Annotated in this window: 21 protein-coding genes and 1 riboswitch; of the genes, 12 read left to right on the top strand and 9 right to left on the bottom strand. The window is 51.0% G+C overall.

The window, feature by feature from the left end:
• Positions 1 to 115: 115 nt before the first annotated feature.
• Positions 116 to 532, bottom strand: coding sequence for a hypothetical protein (locus tag H8D24_01490; protein MBC8519069.1), 417 nt, complete (start codon positions 530 to 532; stop codon positions 116 to 118).
• An 80-nt stretch (positions 533 to 612) separates the two neighbouring features.
• Between H8D24_01490 and cobU the strand changes: the two genes are divergently transcribed.
• The 3 genes from cobU to H8D24_01475 are packed head-to-tail and all read left to right on the top strand — an operon-like array spanning position 613 to position 2,915.
• A complete protein-coding gene (gene cobU / locus H8D24_01485) occupies positions 613 to 1,125 on the top strand; it encodes a bifunctional adenosylcobinamide kinase/adenosylcobinamide-phosphate guanylyltransferase (protein ID MBC8519068.1) in 513 nt (170 codons plus the stop codon).
• Positions 1,126 to 1,127: 2 nt separating this feature from the next.
• Entirely contained in the window at positions 1,128 to 2,177 is a 1,050-nt protein-coding gene (gene cobT / locus H8D24_01480; GenBank protein ID MBC8519067.1) for a nicotinate-nucleotide--dimethylbenzimidazole phosphoribosyltransferase, read from the top strand.
• A gap of 12 nt (positions 2,178 to 2,189) precedes the next feature.
• Positions 2,190 to 2,915, top strand: a complete 726-nt coding sequence (locus H8D24_01475; GenBank protein ID MBC8519066.1) for an adenosylcobinamide-GDP ribazoletransferase — start codon at positions 2,190 to 2,192, stop codon at positions 2,913 to 2,915.
• Between the two features lie 67 nt (positions 2,916 to 2,982).
• On the opposite strand, the gene H8D24_01470 is transcribed toward H8D24_01475, so the two are convergent.
• Entirely contained in the window at positions 2,983 to 4,449 is a 1,467-nt protein-coding gene (locus tag H8D24_01470; protein ID MBC8519065.1) for a cobyric acid synthase, read from the bottom strand.
• 24 nt (positions 4,450 to 4,473) lie between these two features.
• On the opposite strand from H8D24_01470, the gene H8D24_01465 reads away from it, so the two are divergent.
• From H8D24_01465 to H8D24_01450, 4 genes are read left to right on the top strand one after another with little or no spacing between them, the layout of a single operon-like run.
• On the top strand, positions 4,474 to 5,409 hold the full coding sequence (locus tag H8D24_01465; GenBank protein ID MBC8519064.1) for a cobalamin biosynthesis protein: 936 nt from the start codon (positions 4,474 to 4,476) through the stop codon (positions 5,407 to 5,409).
• Complete coding sequence (locus tag H8D24_01460; GenBank protein ID MBC8519063.1) at positions 5,402 to 6,418, top strand: threonine-phosphate decarboxylase; 1,017 nt, start codon at positions 5,402 to 5,404, stop codon at positions 6,416 to 6,418. Before H8D24_01465 ends, H8D24_01460 begins: the two co-directional genes overlap by 8 nt.
• Positions 6,419 to 6,460: 42 nt before the next feature.
• Positions 6,461 to 7,405 (top strand): ROK family protein, encoded by a 945-nt coding sequence (locus tag H8D24_01455; protein ID MBC8519062.1) that lies wholly within the window; start codon positions 6,461 to 6,463, stop codon positions 7,403 to 7,405.
• 2 nt (positions 7,406 to 7,407) lie between these two features.
• Positions 7,408 to 7,743 carry a thioredoxin family protein gene (locus H8D24_01450; GenBank protein MBC8519061.1) on the top strand — a complete coding sequence of 112 codons (336 nt, stop codon included), beginning with the start codon at positions 7,408 to 7,410 and terminating at the stop codon, positions 7,741 to 7,743.
• 30 nt (positions 7,744 to 7,773) lie between these two features.
• Here the strand turns inward: H8D24_01450 and H8D24_01445 are convergent, their stop codons facing one another.
• From H8D24_01445 to H8D24_01415, 7 genes are all read right to left on the bottom strand, one after another.
• On the bottom strand, positions 7,774 to 9,063 hold the full coding sequence (locus tag H8D24_01445; GenBank protein MBC8519060.1) for a TRAP transporter large permease subunit: 1,290 nt from the start codon (positions 9,061 to 9,063) through the stop codon (positions 7,774 to 7,776).
• Positions 9,060 to 9,572: a TRAP transporter small permease subunit gene (locus tag H8D24_01440; GenBank protein MBC8519059.1), complete on the bottom strand. Its 513-nt coding sequence runs from the start codon at positions 9,570 to 9,572 to the stop codon at positions 9,060 to 9,062. The genes H8D24_01445 and H8D24_01440 overlap by 4 nt, the downstream gene beginning before the upstream one ends.
• A gap of 349 nt (positions 9,573 to 9,921) precedes the next feature.
• A complete protein-coding gene (locus tag H8D24_01435; GenBank protein MBC8519058.1) occupies positions 9,922 to 10,563 on the bottom strand; it encodes a Fic family protein in 642 nt (213 codons plus the stop codon).
• A gap of 226 nt (positions 10,564 to 10,789) precedes the next feature.
• Positions 10,790 to 11,881, bottom strand: a complete 1,092-nt coding sequence (locus tag H8D24_01430) for a TRAP transporter substrate-binding protein (GenBank protein ID MBC8519057.1) — start codon at positions 11,879 to 11,881, stop codon at positions 10,790 to 10,792.
• Positions 11,882 to 11,947: 66 nt separating this feature from the next.
• A complete protein-coding gene (locus H8D24_01425) occupies positions 11,948 to 12,859 on the bottom strand; it encodes an AEC family transporter (protein ID MBC8519056.1) in 912 nt (303 codons plus the stop codon).
• A 12-nt stretch (positions 12,860 to 12,871) separates the two neighbouring features.
• Positions 12,872 to 14,011 carry a cation transporter gene (locus H8D24_01420; protein MBC8519055.1) on the bottom strand — a complete coding sequence of 380 codons (1,140 nt, stop codon included), beginning with the start codon at positions 14,009 to 14,011 and terminating at the stop codon, positions 12,872 to 12,874.
• A gap of 8 nt (positions 14,012 to 14,019) precedes the next feature.
• Positions 14,020 to 14,790: a hypothetical protein gene (locus H8D24_01415; protein ID MBC8519054.1), complete on the bottom strand. Its 771-nt coding sequence runs from the start codon at positions 14,788 to 14,790 to the stop codon at positions 14,020 to 14,022.
• 97 nt (positions 14,791 to 14,887) lie between these two features.
• Positions 14,888 to 15,102, top strand: a riboswitch (cobalamin riboswitch).
• 38 nt (positions 15,103 to 15,140) lie between these two features.
• On the opposite strand from H8D24_01415, the gene H8D24_01410 reads away from it, so the two are divergent.
• The 5 genes from H8D24_01410 to cobM are packed head-to-tail and all read left to right on the top strand — an operon-like array spanning position 15,141 to position 18,672.
• Positions 15,141 to 15,332, top strand: a complete 192-nt coding sequence (locus tag H8D24_01410; GenBank protein ID MBC8519053.1) for a CbtB-domain containing protein — start codon at positions 15,141 to 15,143, stop codon at positions 15,330 to 15,332.
• 28 nt (positions 15,333 to 15,360) lie between these two features.
• The gene (locus tag H8D24_01405) at positions 15,361 to 16,059 is read left to right on the top strand and encodes a CbtA family protein (protein ID MBC8519052.1); all 699 of its coding nucleotides are present in this window, start codon (positions 15,361 to 15,363) and stop codon (positions 16,057 to 16,059) included.
• Between the two features lie 14 nt (positions 16,060 to 16,073).
• The gene (locus H8D24_01400) at positions 16,074 to 17,357 is read left to right on the top strand and encodes a cobyrinate a,c-diamide synthase (protein ID MBC8519051.1); all 1,284 of its coding nucleotides are present in this window, start codon (positions 16,074 to 16,076) and stop codon (positions 17,355 to 17,357) included.
• Complete coding sequence (gene cobO / locus H8D24_01395; protein MBC8519050.1) at positions 17,354 to 17,893, top strand: cob(I)yrinic acid a,c-diamide adenosyltransferase; 540 nt, start codon at positions 17,354 to 17,356, stop codon at positions 17,891 to 17,893. Before H8D24_01400 ends, cobO begins: the two co-directional genes overlap by 4 nt.
• Positions 17,890 to 18,672, top strand: coding sequence for a precorrin-4 C(11)-methyltransferase (gene cobM / locus H8D24_01390; protein MBC8519049.1), 783 nt, complete (start codon positions 17,890 to 17,892; stop codon positions 18,670 to 18,672). The genes cobO and cobM overlap by 4 nt, the downstream gene beginning before the upstream one ends.
• The last annotated feature ends 11 nt before the right edge of the window (positions 18,673 to 18,683 follow it).

Below are 18,683 nucleotides of genomic sequence, written 5' to 3'. Positions count from 1 at the left end.
GCTGATTTGGTTTGAATGGTCATCATGATAATGCACAGATTTGGATTCAGCATCTATACCATGTAGTTTTCCGGTGACCGTTTGACCATCAATAAGTTGGCATAAAAAGGGTGAACTATTCATCATGGCTCCAGCTGTTGACTGTTGGGTTTGAGCCAACTGCACCGGACAGCACCATCGTTAACTGTTGACGTGCTCCGGATGAAGAGTGAGCCCCGTCGCTGATTACAGTATAGATGCTGGATGATTCGGTAACGGATGCACTAAATTCACCATCTCCAACTGTTCCAGAAATAGTAGCGACCACCTGATTGTTGGCATGGTTTTCAATCGCCTGTTGTAGTCCTGCCTCAGCGGCATGAAATGCTGCTACTCCATAACGGAAGTTTGATGCCATCTTCTCTTCAAGTTGTGCAGATTGCATCGCCCCCAACCCAAGCATACTCATCAGGGTCAACAGCAACAGACTGATAACCAGAGTGCTTCCCCTGTATATGGGGCTGGAGGGTGATCTAGGTAGTGAGTATGGCACGTCTGGTATATGGTTTTACTGGATGAAAAATAGGTTATGATTCTGCGGATGAGAGATGGATTCAGGTTCAAGAGTATCACATGCGAGAACTGATTCTGGGCGGCACCCGCTCAGGAAAAAGTAGCTATGCAGAGCGAGTGGCACTGGATAGAGGAGAGAGCCTTCTCTATCTGGCAACTGCGACTGCCGGTGATGGTGAGATGAAAAACAGGATCGTTCACCACCAGCAGAGCCGATCACCTGAGTGGGAGTTGATAGAAGAGCCAATACGGCTCTCATCAGTATTGCTACAGGAGGCCAGGGATGGGCGTACCATCCTGGTTGAGTGTCTAACCTTATGGTTAACCAATTTGCTTCTGCAGGAAGACGAAATGGTGTTGGAGCAAGAGGTCAGTTTACTTGTAAAGACTCTTCCAGAACTGCCGGGAACCACACTGCTGGTTGGTAACGAGACCGGTATGGGGGTGGTGCCGATGGATGCACTGACACGAAAATATTGTGATGAAGCAGGAAGGCTTCACCAAAAACTGGCAGCTATCTGCGATAGAGTAACTCTGGTAGTTGCCGGTCTGCCACAAACATTAAAGGGATAAAGATGGGTAATAACTGGTGGGAGTCTCCGGTTCAGCAGGTTGACAGGCAGTCCGAAAAACAGGCGGAAGAGCGCCAGCTACAGCTGACCAAACCACCTGGTGCACTGGGTCGACTGGAATCTCTGGCAATCAGATTGGCATCAATGCAGGGGAGGGTAAAACCCGCAATTAAGAACCCATTCATCACCATCTTTGCTGCAGACCATGGGGTGGCGGAGATGGGGGTGTCAGCCTTTCCGCAAGAGGTGACGGCAGAGATGGTACGTAACTTCTCGCGTGGAGGGGCAGCAATTAGTGTCTTGGCAAACAGCCTGGGTGCAACCCTTGAGGTGGTTAATGTGGGGACTGTAGGTTCACTGGAACCACTTGGTGGGGTTGTTGATGCCCGAATATCATCAGGGACAAAAAATCTTGCCCAGGCGCCGGCAATGGATAGAGGTGAGCTGGAGCGTGCCCTTGGGGTGGGGAGAGAGGCAGTGGAGCGTGCGGCCGGACAGGGGGCAGATATCTACATAGGTGGCGAGATGGGGATAGCCAACACCACATCAGCTTCTGCGGTAGCGGCCGCACTACTTGGAGAGCGTGGCGCATCCGTTGTTGGTGCAGGGACCGGACTTGATTCCGCTGGGGTCTCCCGCAAAGGTGAGGTTATAGAGCAGGCGCTTGAACTCCATAAAGACAATCTGGGTAGTCCAATGGATATCCTGCAAAATCTGGGTGGATTTGAGGTTGCTGCTCTGGCAGGCGCATACATCAAGGCGTCACAGTCAGGGGTGCCGGTACTTGTGGATGGTTTCATAACATCGGTTGCGGCACTTGCTGCGGTCAGAATCAATTCAGCTGTCAGGGGGTGGCTAATCTTCTCCCACCGCTCTGCAGAGCAGGGGCATGGCAAGGTACTTGATGCCATGGATGCGAACCCTCTGTTGGATCTGGGGATGAGACTGGGGGAGGGGAGTGGTGCCGCAGTTGCTGTTCCCATCTTGCAGCAGGCGTGTCAGCTGCATGGGGAGATGGCCACCTTTGGCGAGGCAGGGGTCTCTGAGGGGTAGCCCAACTTGACCATGCAGCCGCTCATAATTGCCTTTCAACTGCTAACCAGGATTCCGATTACTGTGGTGGTTGAACCGACGCCACAAAACCGTGGTTACTCTATCCTCTTCTACCCACTGGTGGGGGCAACTATTGGCGGGCTGCTGTTGCTGCTCGCATCCTTGTTACCAACATCTCCTCTGCCACTCCAGGCATCACTGATCCTGGTTCTATGGGTCTTCCTGACTGGAGGGCTCCACCTGGATGGGCTGGCTGACAGTGCCGACGCATGGGTTGGTGGAATGGGAAATCGAGAGCGGATGTTGGAGATAATGAAAGATCCAACATCGGGCCCTATGGGGGTGATATCAATTGTTCTGCTGCTACTGGTCAAGTGGAGCGCAATCATGGCGCTACTGGAAGGTGGAGAGTGGATGATGTTGATCTGGCCACCTATTCTGGCCAGAACAGCCCTGATTACACTTTTCCAGACCACCAAATACATTCGTCCAGGCGGGATGGGTGATGGTATCTCATCCAATATTCCTCGTCTGTTGGGGGTATTGGTACAGATTGCAGTATTGGGTACTGCCCTGTTTTATGGCGTGTCGTGGATTACACTGTTGATTGTCGCTACTGCACTGCTACTGTTTCGTTGGATGATAGTTAAACAGCTAGGTGGAGTAACCGGGGATATAGCCGGGGCAATGGTTGAGAAGATGGAGGCGCTGTTGTTGCTGCTGTTGATTGTTGAATAAGTTAATAGCCTGAACAAACCGGGATCTCACCATACTTACCGTCTATCTTGCTGGACGGTTCCAGAAGTTACAAATCTAATAACCCATCCAGTTTCAGGTGCTCCTCCATCTCGTCAGCAAGTCTGTTCAGGCTCTCTTCTCTGAGTTGCTCAATGTTTAGTGAATGAGAGCTATCATCCATTCCTGCCCATCTGAGTAGCGACTCTGACGCCTCAGGGTGGTCAAATAATCCATGGATATAGCACCCTGCAACCTGATTATCATCCGAGATGGCGCCATCTGCATCACCACCTCGTAACCTGACTAGTGGCTGTTTAAGAGCCTCTCCGGTTGTTATTCCGGCATGGATCTCGTAGCCCTTAACAGTGGCTGTTGACGGGGTATCTCCAGCTGCTAGCGTCAGGTTGCCGGTTATATTTTTTAGCTGCTTCTCTGGCTTCAGCTCGGTCTCCATCTGGAGCAGTCCAAGCCCCGCTGTTGTCCCCGGTTCACCCTCTATCCCATCAGGGTCATTGATCTTCTCTCCCAACATCTGGAAGCCACCACAGATCCCGATCACCTTGCCGCCGTAGCGTATGTGTTTCTGGATGGCAGACTCCCACCCCTGTTCACGAAGCCACTGCAGATCGGAACGAACGCTCTTGCTACCGGGCAGAATAATAAGATCAGCCGGAGGAGGGGTGATATTGGGAGGAATAATTTGCAGGTCTATCTCAGGATTGTGGCGCAGAGGATCAAGATCTGTATGGTTGCTGATTCTCGGTAGTGCGGGGATGATGACATTCAGCTTGCTTACGTCGTTAGTGGTCTGATCTCGCTGTAGTGCATCCTCTGCATCGAGGTGGAGCCCATGTAGATATGGCAGTACTCCAATCACCGGTTTTCCTGTTCGCTCTTCTAGCCACTCTATGCCTGGTTGCAGTAGTGAGATATCTCCACGAAAGCGGTTGATGATGAATCCCCTGATTCGATCCAGTTCACTTTTTGAGAGAAGCTCAAGGGTCCCAACAATATGGGCAAATACTCCGCCACGATCTATATCGGCTACCAGTAGAACGGGGCAGTCAATAGCCTCGGCAAAACCCATGTTGGCAATATCGTTCTCTCTGAGGTTTATCTCCGCAGGGCTACCAGCCCCCTCGACAATGATGGCCTGATATTTGTCGGCAAGTCGCCTGTGTGCTTCTACAACCTCATTCAATAATTCAGGTTTGAGTTGGTGGTAGCTACGGGCATCACGGTTCCCAATTGCTCTGCCGTGAAGGATAACCTGTGCGCCCATATCGGTAGTCGGCTTGAGCAGGATTGGGTTCATATCAGTTGTTGCAGGTACCCCAGCTGCGACTGCCTGAAGGGCCTGGGCACGACCAATCTCACCACCATCAATAGCTACAGCGCTGTTAAGGGCCATATTCTGGGGCTTGAAGGGGGCAACAGATCGACCCTTGCGATGGAGCAGGCGACAGAGGCCGGCAGTAATGATGCTTTTTCCGGCATCTGAGGTTGTACCTTGAATCATTATGGTGAAATTCATCTCTGCTCATTATACGATAGCCGAATGTTAGAGATTGCCATCATTGTCACAATCGCATTTCTGCTTGATATGTTGCTTGGCGAGCCGAAAAAATTTCACCCTCTGGTAGGGTTCGGGTGGATTGCCAGTAGAGTGGAGAAGATTCTGTTCAGAGGTGAGGAGCGCTCAACTCGGGTTTGTGGTGTGGTTGGATGGATTGCAATGGTAATGCCGGTAATGTTTTTGGCGCTGTTGTCACAATATCTGGATGGTTACTGGAGTATGGCGATACAGGTTGCCGGACTCTACCTTGTGATGGGGGGGCGCAGTCTTGTCTCTCACGCCATGTTGGTTGGAAACGCCCTGGATAACCAGAATCTGCCGGTGGCCCAAGAGCGTGTAGGATGGATTGTAAGCAGGGATACAGACCAACTTGATGAGAGTGGTGTAGTAGCTGCAACTGTGGAGTCAGTTCTGGAGAACGGCAATGATGCAATTTTTGGGGCAATCTTCTGGTTTGTGGTTGCCGGCCTGCCTGGAGCTCTTCTGTTTAGGGCAGTTAATACTCTGGACGCAATGTGGGGTTACAAGAGTGAGAGATTTCTCGGTTTTGGATGGTTCTCGGCAAGAGTTGATGATTTGATGAACTGGATTCCATCACGTCTTACGGCTGTGAGTTATGCTCTTTTGGGAGACAGATCCACTGCACTCTCAAGCTGGAAGGAGCAGGCGGCACTCTGTAAAAGTCCTAATGCAGGGGCAGTAATGTCTTCCGGTGCTGGTGCATTGAAACTCCAGCTTGGAGGAAAATCCAGCTATCACGGAAAGATTGAGGAGAAGCCTATGCTCGGGGCTGGCAGGGTAGCAGAGCGAGAAGATATCTGTCGCACCCTCTCCCTGGTAAATAGAAGTGTAATATTGTGGATTGCAGTTTTGTGGACCATAGCCACCTTTACAGAGATTTTTAGATTGTATGGATAGAGCAAACCATCCTCAGCATGGAGGCAACAGACGCTACTGGGCAGAGCGCTATGGTTTTCATGAGAGTGAGATGGTGGATCTCTCTACCGGGATAAACCCACATGGCTGGAGTGTTCCTGCTATTCCGGCAGAAGTCTGGCAACGTCTGCCTGAATCAGATACAGATCTACTAAAAATTGCGGCTGACTATTATGGAACAGAGACATTGCTGCCAGTTGCAGGTTCTCAGGCGGCCATCCAGACACTCCCGAGGTTGAGAACATTTAGCCGGGTTGCCGTTCTGGATCCATCATATTCGGAGCATATGAGAGGGTGGGAATTGGCGGGTCATGAGGTCTTGAAAATAGGCAGTGACCAAATTGAATCATTACTCCCAGGCCTTGATGTGCTAGTGCTGGTAAATCCAAATAACCCGACAGGTGAGCTGTTCTCACGAGAGGAGTTGCTGAGATGGCATCAGCAACTGGCAGATCGTGGAGGTTGGCTGGTTGTGGATGAGGCATTTATGGATGCCACCCCTGAACATAGTCTCTGTATGCTTGACAGACCAAGAACGGGGTTAATTATTCTGCGTTCACTTGGAAAGTTTTTTGGTCTTGCCGGGATTCGTTCAGGTTTTGTCTTTGCCACACCAATTTTTCTGGAGAGGATGGAGAGATTGCTGGGCCCATGGTCACTTAGCCATCCCGCCCAATGGGCAACAAAACAGGTTCTCTGTGACCACTCTTGGCAGAGTGAGATGAGAGACAGGCTTGTTGTCGAGAGTGGGCGTTTGTCTGAGTTGCTCAGATCTGCTGGTCTCAGTCCAGAAGGCGGCAGCTCACTTTTCCAGTGGCTGACAACCCCCCAGGCGGCAGCTATCACAAACAGTCTGGCTGAACAGGGGGTTCTGATACGCCTGTTTAAGGAGAGTTCCTCTATCCGCTTTGGTCTTCCTGGCAGCGCGAATGAGTGGGAGCGCCTTGAGAGTGCGCTATCCGGGGCCGAACTGTTACGTGATGTCGCTTAGGAACCTTAATAAATCATCCACGTGCAAGCTGGAGTTTTTCTGGTGAGAGAGGTTAAGTGCAGAATCGGGATTGATCTTGGAGGCACAAAAATAGAGGCCATAGTCATCGGCCGCAGCGGTGAGGAGCTGGTTCGCCAGCGGGTCTCTACACCACAAGGTGACTATAGAGGAACAGTCGAGGCAATTCGTGACCTTGTGGAGTCAGTTGAACAGCAGAGCGGTCTTTACGGCTCGGTTGGTGTTGGTATTCCTGGTACGGGATCACCAGCTACAGGGCTAGTAAAGAATGCCAACTCTACTGCATTGATTGGCAATCTTCTGGATAGAGATCTTGAAGAGATCTTGGCACGACCTGTCAGGCTGGCCAATGATGCAAACTGTTTTGCCCTCTCCGAGGCTGTGGATGGCGCGGCCGTGGGAGCTGATAATATGTTCGGAGTGATTCTGGGGACAGGTGTAGGAGGGGGGATTGTTATAAATGGTCGGGTTGTGACCGGAGTCAATGCAGTTGCTGGAGAGTGGGGCCATAATCCTCTCCCATGGCCAAAAAAATCGGAACTTCCTGGGCCAGAATGTTATTGCGGAAAAACTGGTTGTATAGAGACATTTCTCTCTGGACCTGCTCTACAGATGAGTTATTATCGAACAGCAGGAGTCACATTATCGGCAGATGAAATTGCTGATAGAGCACAACAGGGAGAGCATGATGCAAACATGGTCATGGAAAAATATGAACATCAACTGGCACGAGGGCTTGCAACGGTGATTAATCTAATGGATCCAGAAGTTATTGTTCTTGGCGGAGGTCTCTCAAATATTGATCGCCTCTATCCCAACGTAAAAAACCTCTGGGGAGAGTATGTCTTTTCTGATGAGGTCAGAACCGATCTCATGAAAGCCAAGCATGGCGACTCAAGCGGTGTACGTGGTGCTGCCTGGCTCTGGTCTGATAAAGAGATATGGGAAGACCAGGAAGGTGGCGAGTAGGAGTGTCTGATCAGAACCTGAAAAGCCTGAAGATGCTTGATCAGGTTCTGGAAAATGAGCCCGGAGTTCTGCTCTACTTCAGTACCCCGCAGTGCAATGTCTGCAAGGTACTCCGTCCCAAATTGATGGAGCTGTTTGAGCAGAACTACCCAGAGATCGGCCGCTACTACATCGACTCCACCGAGACTCCGGAGATCTCCGGCCAGTACTCGGTTTTTGCAGTTCCCACCATCATCATCTTTCTCGATGGCAAGGAGTTTGCACGTAAATCCCGTAACTTCAGCCCTGCTGAATTGGTTGAGGAGATCCGTCGTCCCTGGGAGATTATGAACTCCTGACGGACACAAGTAGCCCCCTGCCATCTTGGTTTAGAGGTTGTACATCCCAGGAAACAGCAGAATTGACCCCAGAACCGCAATCTGGATCAGAATAAACGGCGCCACTCCGCGATAAATATCTGTGGTCTGAATTTCCGGCGGTGCTACCCCTTTCAGATAGAAGAGGCTGAACCCGAATGGTGGGGTCAGGAAAGAGGTCTGCAGATTCATCGCAATCAGGATTGCATACCAGAGCAGGGGGATTCCAAGAATCTCTGCAATAGGTAGCAGTATGGGAACCACGATAAAAGCGATCTCTACAAAGTCGATGAAGAATCCCAGAATCAGGATGAAGAGCATGGAGAAGATCAGAAATCCCCACTTCTCCCCGGGCAACTGAAGTAGATACTCCTCAACAACTAGATCTCCTCCGGTATAGGTGAAGGCCATCGAGAAGGCGGTGGCCCCGATCAGGATTGCAAAGACCATAGCGGTGATCTTGACCGTCTCCTCGGCGCTTTCAAGTAGTGCACCAAAAGAGAATTTTCGATAGAAGATGGAGAGCAGGATGGCTCCAACCCCTCCAACCGCAGAGGACTCAGTAGGGGTGGCAATACCGGCAAAGATCGACCCCAGTACCACAATGATCAGAATCATCGGAGGGATAATCGCCTTCATCGCATCGAGATACTGTTTCCGGCGGCTGGTTACCCCATCTTCCGTAAACGGAATCGCCGGAGCACTCTCCTCAACCAGATGGGTATAGAGCAGTACATAGAGGATATAAAACCCCACCAGCACCAACCCCGGAATGACAGCAGCCCTGAAGAGATCTCCAACCGGAATGCCCATTACATCACCAAGAATAATGAGGATGATAGATGGGGGGATGATCTGCCCCAAGGTGCCTGAGGCACAGATCACTCCACAACTCAGGGGGCGGTTATAGTGGTACTTGAGCATCACCGGAAGGGATATCACCCCCATCGCCACCACACTGGCCCCCACTACACCGGTCGATGCGGCCAGTAGAGTTCCAACCAGTATGGTTGAGATTGCCAACCCGCCAGAGACCTTGCCAAATAGCCTGGCCATAGACTCCAGCAGCTGCTCCGCCAGCTCCGTCTTCTGCAACATGATCCCCATAAAGATGAAGAGGGGAACCGCCATCAGGGTCGAGTTCTCCATGATCGACTGGATCCGGAAGGGCATAAAGGCAAAAATCTGAATACCTTCTGAGAGGACTCCAAAAATCATGGCAATGCCACCAAAGGTGAAAGCAACGGGGAATCCGAACAGCAGCATCAGCAGTGCAGTCAGGAACATCAGAATTCCAATCATGCCCCGCCCTCCTGCCCCAACCGCCAGCTCCGTAGCATAAAGCCAACACTGCTGATTAGCAGCAACAGGAATGAGAGTGGAATCATGGCCTTGATCAGCCAGCGATAGGGGAGACCGCCAGGGTCCCCACTGCTCTCTCCCAGCTGATATGACTCTGCAACAAAGCCCATACCATACCAGGTGATAAGCAGACAGAAGGGGATCAATAGGAAAATCGTACCGACGATATCAATCTGGCTACGCCGCTTTGCAGAGAGCTGGTCGTAGATCAGATCCACCCGAACATGCCCATCCTGCGACATGGTGTAGGAGATCCCCAACAGAAAGAGCGAGGCATAGAGATGCCACTCCAACTCCTGCATTCCGATGGAGACATCATTGAGCAGGTAGCGCATCACCACATCGTAGAAGACGTTTGCTAGCAACAGCAACAGCAGAACAGCTGAGACCCTGCCAATACCCTGTGAGAGGCGCTGGATACGGGATTCGATCAGTTCAAGTGGTGGCATAGGGAGGGGATGATACCAGAGAACAATATAGGTCTTGTCTCCACCTATACATCCGGGGATGCGGAGTTAGATCACCCCTGCTTTGTTTGTATTGGCGCCAACGTCCTTCTGAGTTGACTTCGGCATCCCAGGTCTCTTTTCTTTCTGCATCTATACCCTTTTCAACGCCACCAGTGTTGATGACGGCATACTCAAAAATGGTTTACAATATAAACTATGAACAACAAAACGCTGGCTCAAGCAAACTCTTATCTGACACAGAAAAAGGCGGTAAGTCGCCGTGTGCGCAGCCTCGCCAGCTCCACTGCAATTGAGACAGGCGTGTCGATTCAGATATTGGAAAAGAGGGTTAAACATCTTCGTGCCTCAAAACATCGGGTAGCACTTGCCTGACCAACTCCTTCATCGGCTCAACATCATCCAACCCCGCCTGAATCGCTGAAAAGTATCTCTCCTTCTGCTCATCCCAGAGGGAAAAATCCAGTTCCGGCTTGCACGCCTGCATCGCCATTACATTGGCCAGCAGACGTGATAACCGACCGTTACCTTCACGAAAAGGGTGAATCAGAATAAGTTCGATATGAACCACTGCAATGGCCTCAATCAGCTGCTCATCGGTCATACTTGCACATGGGGTGTAACGGGATAGATAGTCGCGCTCCAGCAAATCCATTAGTCGGGCAACCTGCCCAGCTGCAGCAAACTGAAATGCATCTTTGCCAATATTTACCGTTCGACACTCTCCAGCCCAAACATAGACATTGCCCAGCCAGCGATGGTGCCACGCCTTGAGATTGGCAATGGAAATCTGCTGATCAACCTCTACCTGCTCTGGAATCTCATCGTACAGTTGAATCAGTAGATCCAACTCAACCTCATCCATCTCATCCGTCTGGTTGATGCCCAGCTTGTTTCTCAAAACCAGGCCATTCGACCCAGGCTCAAACTCAGCCTCCGGGTTGCCGGCAGCATCATAGCGATCAGCATTCATGAACTGGCTCTCCTCGTGCTTGTTCTGTTTTTCTTCACTCTCTTCTTTGCTGTCTTGGCCTTTTTGGTCCTGGCTGCCGCCTCTTCTTTTTCTTTGGCTATGCGGTCTAATAGGGCTGTGGCTGGTTCATCATTGGGATCTTGTGGAGCAAACTGACCGGAGAAGGCTTTTTGTAACCCGTCAATTCTATTTAGGCGGCCCCTTTTCTTTGGTTGTTGCAAGCCGGTTACTGCAATGCCTCCATGGTCTCGTAGTAGCTCTGGTCTGAGATCTTGGTCCAGGCTCGTGCCTTTTTCAGATAGGCAGCCTGTGATTCGATAATCTCTCTGGCAAGAGAGTCCTCAGCAGCGCGCTCGGCAATCAGCTCGTCATTGGCGCTCTTCATTGCCTGCAGTACCTCAGCAGGGAATGACTTAACCTGAATGTTTGGGTATTCACTCTTCATCGAGGCCCAGTTCTCTGCGCTCTCATGGTAGGAGTGGGTGTACATGTCATATGCCGCTACCCGCATTGCTACGCGCAGGATTTCTTGGATATCGGCAGGGAGGGAGTCCCATTTCTCCTTATTAAACATGAACTGTAGCTCGGAGCCTGGCTCATGCCATCCAGTATAGTAGTAGGGGGCAATCTTGTGGAATCCCATCCGCAGATCAAGAGAGGGACCAACCCACTCTAACGCATCAATGGTGCCACGCTCCAGTGCTGTATAGAGCTCACCTGCAGGGATATTGGTCGGTTTTGCCCCAACCTTTGCCAGCACCTCGCCGGCAAATCCTGGAATTCTCATCTTCAGCCCCTGAAGATCCTCAATGGAGTTGATCTCCTTCTGGAACCAGCCACCCATCTGATTTCCGGTGTTGCCTCCGGGAAAGGAGACCAGGTTGTGGGGTGCGTAGACCTTCTGGGTTAGATCAAATCCGCCACCATGGTAGAACCAGGCATACTGCTCCACGGCAGTCATCCCGAAAGGCATGGATGTGAAGTAGAGGGTATTCGGAACTTTTCCTTTCCAGTAGTAGGAGCCAGAGTGGCCCATGTCATACTGACCAGATTTCACCATATCGAAAATTCCAAGCGGTGCCTTGTGCTTGTTCTTGGAGTCGATGGTGATGTTGATGCGTCCTTTGGACATCTTGTTGGCCATTGTAGCCATGCTGTGGATTGCATCACCGAAGATTGGGAATTTGGTGGGCCAGGTGTGTGCAAGGCGCAGGGTGTAGGTTTTTAATGGTTCGGTAGAGGATGTTGTCTCACTCTTTTTGTCCTCACCGCACCCTGTAAGTGCAATAGAACTGGCCAGCACGATTGTTGCAGCTATTGATTTGCTAAAGATTGCCTTCACGGTTTTCTCCTTTGTTGATTTATTGTGTGTATGAATTTTGCCTTAACCGACCCAGCTGTACCACATTGGCAGGGTAAAAAGAGCCAGGCCGGTAGAGATGGTGGTTGCACCTGCAAAAAGTGCACTGTCCAGCTTGTAACGGTCACAGATCACCATACCAAGAACCATGGTTGGCATTGCCGCCTCCAGAATCACAGCTGTCTGCAGGTCTCCAGATAGCCCAATCGTCTGGCTCATAAGATAGACCATCAGGGGCATAGCCATCAGCTGGATGATTATTGCAGGGAGTAGAAGAGGGAGACGGTTCCAGCGCAGAATGTCCCAACGTAACCCCATGCCCAATGCTAGTAGCATCAATGGGGGCACGGCACTGCCAAGCATATTGAGAACCGTATCGAGCCCTGTGGGAACAGGCACCTGGTATAGATTGAGGGCGATTGCTGCAATGGCAGCCCAGAGAGCCGGGACACTGAATATCTCGACAATAGTGTTGTGGTTTGGCCCTGAGCCATGGCGCTGTGCAATCCATATCCCCAGTGTGAGCAGAAGTGGAGTGTTTGCGAAAAGGTCGTACTGCAGGGCGACACTGCGGTACTCGCTGCCAAAGGTCTGCTCTAGTACTGGTAGCCCCAGATAGGTCACATTTGCCCAGGAGGCGGCAAGTATCATCGCCCCTCGTGCCGGCGAGTTTATCCGTCCCTTACGGTAGATGATTGAGGCAAGAGCTACACTGGTTAAGACGCCGACTGCAGCCATCAGCACAATCTTGAATGAGTCGATACCAAGTGGTGCTTTCCATAGCACATCCAGAACCAGAGACGGGAGTAGCAGCATATAGACCAGCCCGGTAAGTGCCTTGCGGGTAGTATCAGCATCCAGACCCATTGGCTTCAGGGGGCGCCAGAGGGTGCCAGCCAGTAACAATATAGCCATTGGTAAAAGAATGTTCAGCATATTGTCACAGCACTAGAAATATACGGCCCGTACCTGTTTGACCTCAGGGTCATCGACAATACAGTTGTTAAGAGTCTCTGAGAGCTGTTGTGCTCGTGCCATGGACTCGATTGTTCCAAGTGGAATCCATACCTCAAGCTCCAGTTCTCCATTCAGATAGTGGAGAGTGACATCCTTTATGAGCCTGCTCTCAGGGACATCTTTCCAGCACCCTTCCATTCTCTCCATCAATTCGCTACGCATGGAGAGTGCTCGACACGGGGTAACCTCCTCATCATTCTCCGGATCGATATGGATGGTTACATCGGATATGTCCTCAATCTGCTCATAGAGTTTCGACTCTACACGGTCAGCAATATGGTGCCCCTCAGAGACACTTAGCTTGGGGTCTACCAGTATGTGAACATCAATAATGGCATTTGCCCCCATCTTCCTGGTGCGCAGGCGGTGCATTGCACGCACACCCTCAACACCCTGTATTGTCTGTTTGATTGTATCGATCTCCTCCTGCTTGAGTCCGGTATCAATCAGCTCCTCGATGCTCTCCCGGGATAGTTCCACACCAGCCTTGGCAACCATCAGCGATACGCCGATGGCGGCAATTGCATCCAGATACTCGAGACCTGACATGGTCCCCATAACACCAACAAGTACCACGATTGATGAGAGTGCATCACTACGGTGGTGCCATGCATTGGCGCGCAACAGATTGGAGCGAATCTGGGTGGCCACCCTTAGGGTGTAGTGATACAGCCCCTCTTTGGCAAGTATTGATACCAATGCGGCAAACAGCACGATTATCCCGGGGCTGGATAGTTGTTCGGGATGGAACAGACGGTCAATTGCATCTGCTGAAATTCCGATGGCAACAGCAATCAGCAGTATTCCGACAGCCACGGTAATTATGGTCTCGATTCGACCATGTCCATATGGGTGGTTGTCATCTGCATCCTTGCCTCCATGCTTGGTTGCATAGAGAACCATTACATCAGAGATAAGGTCAGATAGTGAGTGAACTCCATCGGCCACCAACGCTTGGGAGTTGCCAATAATCCCGATAACCATCTTGATGATGCTTAATAGAAGGTTGATGACTCCGCCAATCAGGGTGGCGCGGCGTGCCTGTGGGTAACTTGGGTTTAGATTATGCATGGATTGGCTTATGCGCTCTCCTTTATCTTTCTCATCTCGGGCAGTTCAATGTCAGCCTCTGCAGCAATTTGCAGTGCACGATCCAGTCGTGCTGGAGCACTGCGTCCCATACAGTTGTGGTTCAGATCACCCTCAAATGCCTCTACCATACCAGAGATCAGCGCCTCTCTATCCAGAGTCTCACCTGTCAGCCACTCCTGAAGATCGATTACCTCATTGGCGATGATCCGTGTAAATGGTTGATGGTTTTCCCAGAGCTCACCAACTGTCCCACCGGTAACCAGACCGGCAATATTGGTGGTCAGAATGTAGACATTTTTCAGCACCAGCTCCTGAAGCAGTTCCGGTTGAGAACTTAGTACGTTGACTGGAATATCGAGTTCTCCAAGTGCATTGAAAACCCTCTCTGCATGAGGACCAAATACCGGGGAGGGGATGATCACCTTGAAATCCATCCCTCGCTTCTTCTCGAACCAGACGGAAATCACGGTCGGATTTTGCAATCTGTGCTGTTCCCAGTCACGCGGTAGCAGCTCGTTCTGCAGCAGTACCAGACGATCTCTCCATTGGGGCGGAATAGTTTCCAGGACCGGGTGGAGGTCATTCTCGGCCACCGCCACCAGAACCAGCTCCGGATCAGGTATGGATGAGGCGGTCTCATCAATGGAGATTGCCCGGGTAACCGGATGGACTGTGTAGCCGGCTCGCAGGAATCCGCGTGCAAATACGCCACCCATCTCTCCAGCACCAATAAGAATAATGGAATTGTGATTTGTCATATTATGTTGATTGTAAATGAGAAACAGGGTTCGGTTCTACGACAAAGCGTTGTTTGCTTATGAAAAGGAAAATTGACAATTTTTTGATTAGGCCACAAAATGGGAGGCGATTGTTGGTTCTCTTGCTCATTTGTTCAAATAGATCAGGAGTTAAATGGGAAATCGGTGCGCAACTACTGCAATTCCGATACTGCCCCCGCAACGGTAGGTGATTTTGAAGCATTACAGAATACCACTGTCATGAGTTTGGTGATGGGAAGGTGTGATGTGGAGTCGCAAGTCCGGAGACCGGCCAGGGATTGAGTCTTTTCACTCGTACGGGAGAGTACGGTAACAAGGAGTTTTATTTTATGAGTAGTTCATCACATATTGCATCAACACACGGTGCGGTTTCAGAAAACAGTCAACTTCCTGCAGTGGTTGGTGCAGTCCTCCTGGGGCTAACCATCTTGTTTGCGGTTGGGTTTATGCAAGGTCAGGCGGATGTGGCGCACAATGCGGCACACGATACCCGTCACTCATTTGCTTTTCCCTGCCACTGATCTGAAGGAGTTCACAATGTTTCGTAATATGATTTTTTCCGCAGTAGTTGCGGGGGTTCTCGCAGGCCTATTGCTTTCTGCAGTACAGCGTCTTCAGGTTGTACCTATTATCCTTGAGGCTGAGACCTATGAGGTGTCAGAGGAGCCAGGTGCCGCAGTATCAGCAGATGGCCATGCCCATACCCATAGCCATTCACATGATGCTGCCGAGGAAGAGGGGTGGGCGCCCAAGGATGGGGCAGAGCGTACCAGCTATACGGTTTTGGCAAATATTCTGGCAGGGATAGGTTTTTCACTACTGCTGGCAGCAGCCATCATGTTCAAGAACCAGTCCGGTCTGAAGAAAGGCCTGCTCTGGGGGCTTGGTGGATATATAGCCTTCTTTGCTGCACCATCACTAGGACTGTTGCCAGAGATTCCGGGGACTGTTGCTGCTGATCTGGCATCCAGACAGATATGGTGGGGTGCAACGGTAGTGGCCACTATTGCTGGATTGGGTATGCTGGTTTTTGCGGAGAGTATATTAATTAAAGGCATTGGTGTAATTCTGCTGGTTGTACCGCACCTGGTTGGGGCTCCACATCCTGCAGAGTACTCCGGTCTGGCACCTGAGTCACTTGCGGATGCGTTTGTTCAGGCAACTGCTATTGCCAACGGACTGTTCTGGGTTGTGTTGGGAGGGCTGACAGGTCTCTTCCTGCAAAAGATGTCTGCTTCCGAGAGCTAGTTCTGGCTAAAAAAATTCTGGTTGCAGGGGTGCAATCGGGTTGCGGAAAGACTTCCGTAACCCTTGCCCTTCTGCAGTCATTGAAAAAGCAGGGCATCTCTGTGGCTCCCTTCAAGGCGGGCCCTGATTTTCTTGATCCGCTTTGGCACAAAGCCATTACCGGTCTCACCTCCTACAATCTGGATACCCATATGGTTGGTTCGGAAGAGTCCGCACGCCTTATCACACAGCAGCAAGACAAGGATCTTGTTCTGGTTGAGGGTGTGATGGGGCTATTTGATGGCCGCAAAGGTGTGGGTGAGGATGGATCATCCCTCCATCTTGCATCAGAGTTAGGGCTGGAGGTATGGCTTGTTGTGGATGCGAAGGGGATGAGTGGATCAGTTGTTCCGCTGGTCTCTGGTTTTGTCGATTTCGCTACTCGACATGGCGTTACTATTGGCGGGATTATTGCCAACAGGGTGGGCTCTTTACATCATGCCGGCCTGTTGGAGAGTGCCCTTGATGAGTATCAACTGCCACCACTAAGAGGATGGATGGAGAAGGGTGCACCAGAACTGCCAGAGCGACATCTTGGATTGGTGACTCCGGACGAGGTTGTATTGCCTGACCTCTCCTCATCTTTTCATTGGGTGGAGTCAGCCATATTCAATACTGCTACAGACAACACGGGCAGAGCTAAGAGTAGTGTTGTTGAGGTAGATGAGTATGACTCCGGAAAACTGCTCAAGAATAAAAAAATTGCGGTGGCCAGTGATGGTGCCTGCTGTTTTATCTACCCCGCAAATCTGGAGTGGCTTGAGTGGCAGGGGGCCAGGCTCTCCTACTTCTCCCCCGTGGCAGGTGATAGAGTGCCGCAGGGGGTGGATGCAGTGTGGTTGCCAGGTGGCTATCCAGAGCTCTTTGCAGAGGAGTTGTCAGAATCGGATAGTATGAGCGATATACGAGAGTTTGTTGAGACCGGAGGGTATCTGTTGGCAGAGTGTGGAGGCATGATATTGTTGGGAGAGTCGCTAACAGATTATGATGAAAAGAGATGGCCAATGGCTGGGGCTCTTCCTTTTGCAACAATAATGCAGGATCGACTGGCCTCGCTTGGGTACCGTGATGAGAAGGGCGGAGCAAGAGGGCATGAGTTTCACCACTCGACCAGAGAGGAGAGCAAGCCTCTGCCCGAGGCATTCAGATTAGGTCGTGGTGATAGGGGAATCCATTTCATGAATACAAGAGCATCCTATGTTCACTGGTACTTCCCCAGTGCTCCAGAACAGGTTGCCGGCTGGTTTGGTGCCGTATGAAGTCCAGAGACAAGAGAGAGGGGGTTGTTCTGGTCCATACTGGAGAAGGTAAAGGAAAGTCATCTAGTGCGTTCGGGGTCATGTTTCGTGCCGCAGGTTGGGGTATGAAGGTCTGTGTAATCCAGTTTATCAAGGGTAAGTGGAGAACAGGTGAGCAGGAGGCAGCAAAGAAATTTGAGAATATCGAGTGGCATGCTCTGGGTGATGGTTTCACCTGGGATACAAAAAATCCTGAACAGGATATAGCGACCAGTAGAGAGATATGGGAGCTGTGCAAGGAGAAGGTACGGTCCCATGAATTTGATCTGCTCATTTTTGATGAGATCAATTACTGCTCAGGGTACGGCTGGATTAGTGGTGAGGAGATTGCGCAGTTTATTCGAGAGGAGAGGCCAGGATGGATGCATCTTATTCTGACAGGCAGGAATGCAGCCAAAGAGGTGGTTGATGTGGCAGATACAGTGACAGAGATGAAAAAAGTAAAACATGCCTATGCAGACAGCGGTATCAAGGCCCAACAGGGGATAGAGTTTTGAGTGGCAAGGTATGGTTTGTTGGGGCAGGTCCGGGAGATCCAGATCTGATTACTGTCAAGGGACGCGATCTGGTAGAGAGAGCAGATGCAATTCTCTATGCAGGGTCACTAGTCTCGGAGGCAGCAATGCGCTGGGCTAAGGATGGTTGTCAGATTCAAGACTCCAAAGGGATGACCCTGCAGGAGATTACCGACTGGCTTATCCAGCAGGCGCACAGTGGGGAGACAGTAGTGCGTCTACAGACAGGTGACCCAGGGCTCTATGGTGCATTGGTTGAGATGGTGCAGCCACTTGACAGGGCCGGGATCGAGGTCGCAGTTATTCCTGGGGTCTCCTCTGCCATGGCGTCGGTTGCTGCTGGGGTAGAGACATTAACTCTGCCGGAGGTGACACAGACAGTAATCCTCACCCGGGTTGAGGGACGCACCCCAATGCCTGAAGGGGAATCTTTGTCCGAGTTGGCAGCACACCACACAACTATATGTATTTTTCTCTCGATTACTCTGCTGAAGAAGGTACAGAGTGAGTTGGTTGCTGCTGGCTGGTCAGAAGAGAGCCCGGTTATGGTTGTGCAAAAGGCGAGTTGGCCGGGAGAAGAAAAAATTATACGCGGTCCACTAAGTGAGATACGTGATCTATGCAAGGCAGAGAAGATTGCCAGTCAGGCAATGATTGTCGTTAGTCCGGTATTGGGGGCCAGAGAGTGGCCAGAACTTAAGAAATCAAAACTGTATGATCCCGGTTTCCACCACCGTTTTCGTAAAGTTAAGGATCTGTAGAGTGCAAGGAA

Origin of the sequence: Candidatus Thiopontia autotrophica (assembly GCA_014384675.1) — a bacterium.
Classification (GTDB): Bacteria; Pseudomonadota; Gammaproteobacteria.
Note: the sequence above shows the minus strand (reverse complement) of the source record. Positions and strands in the feature narration are given on the sequence as shown.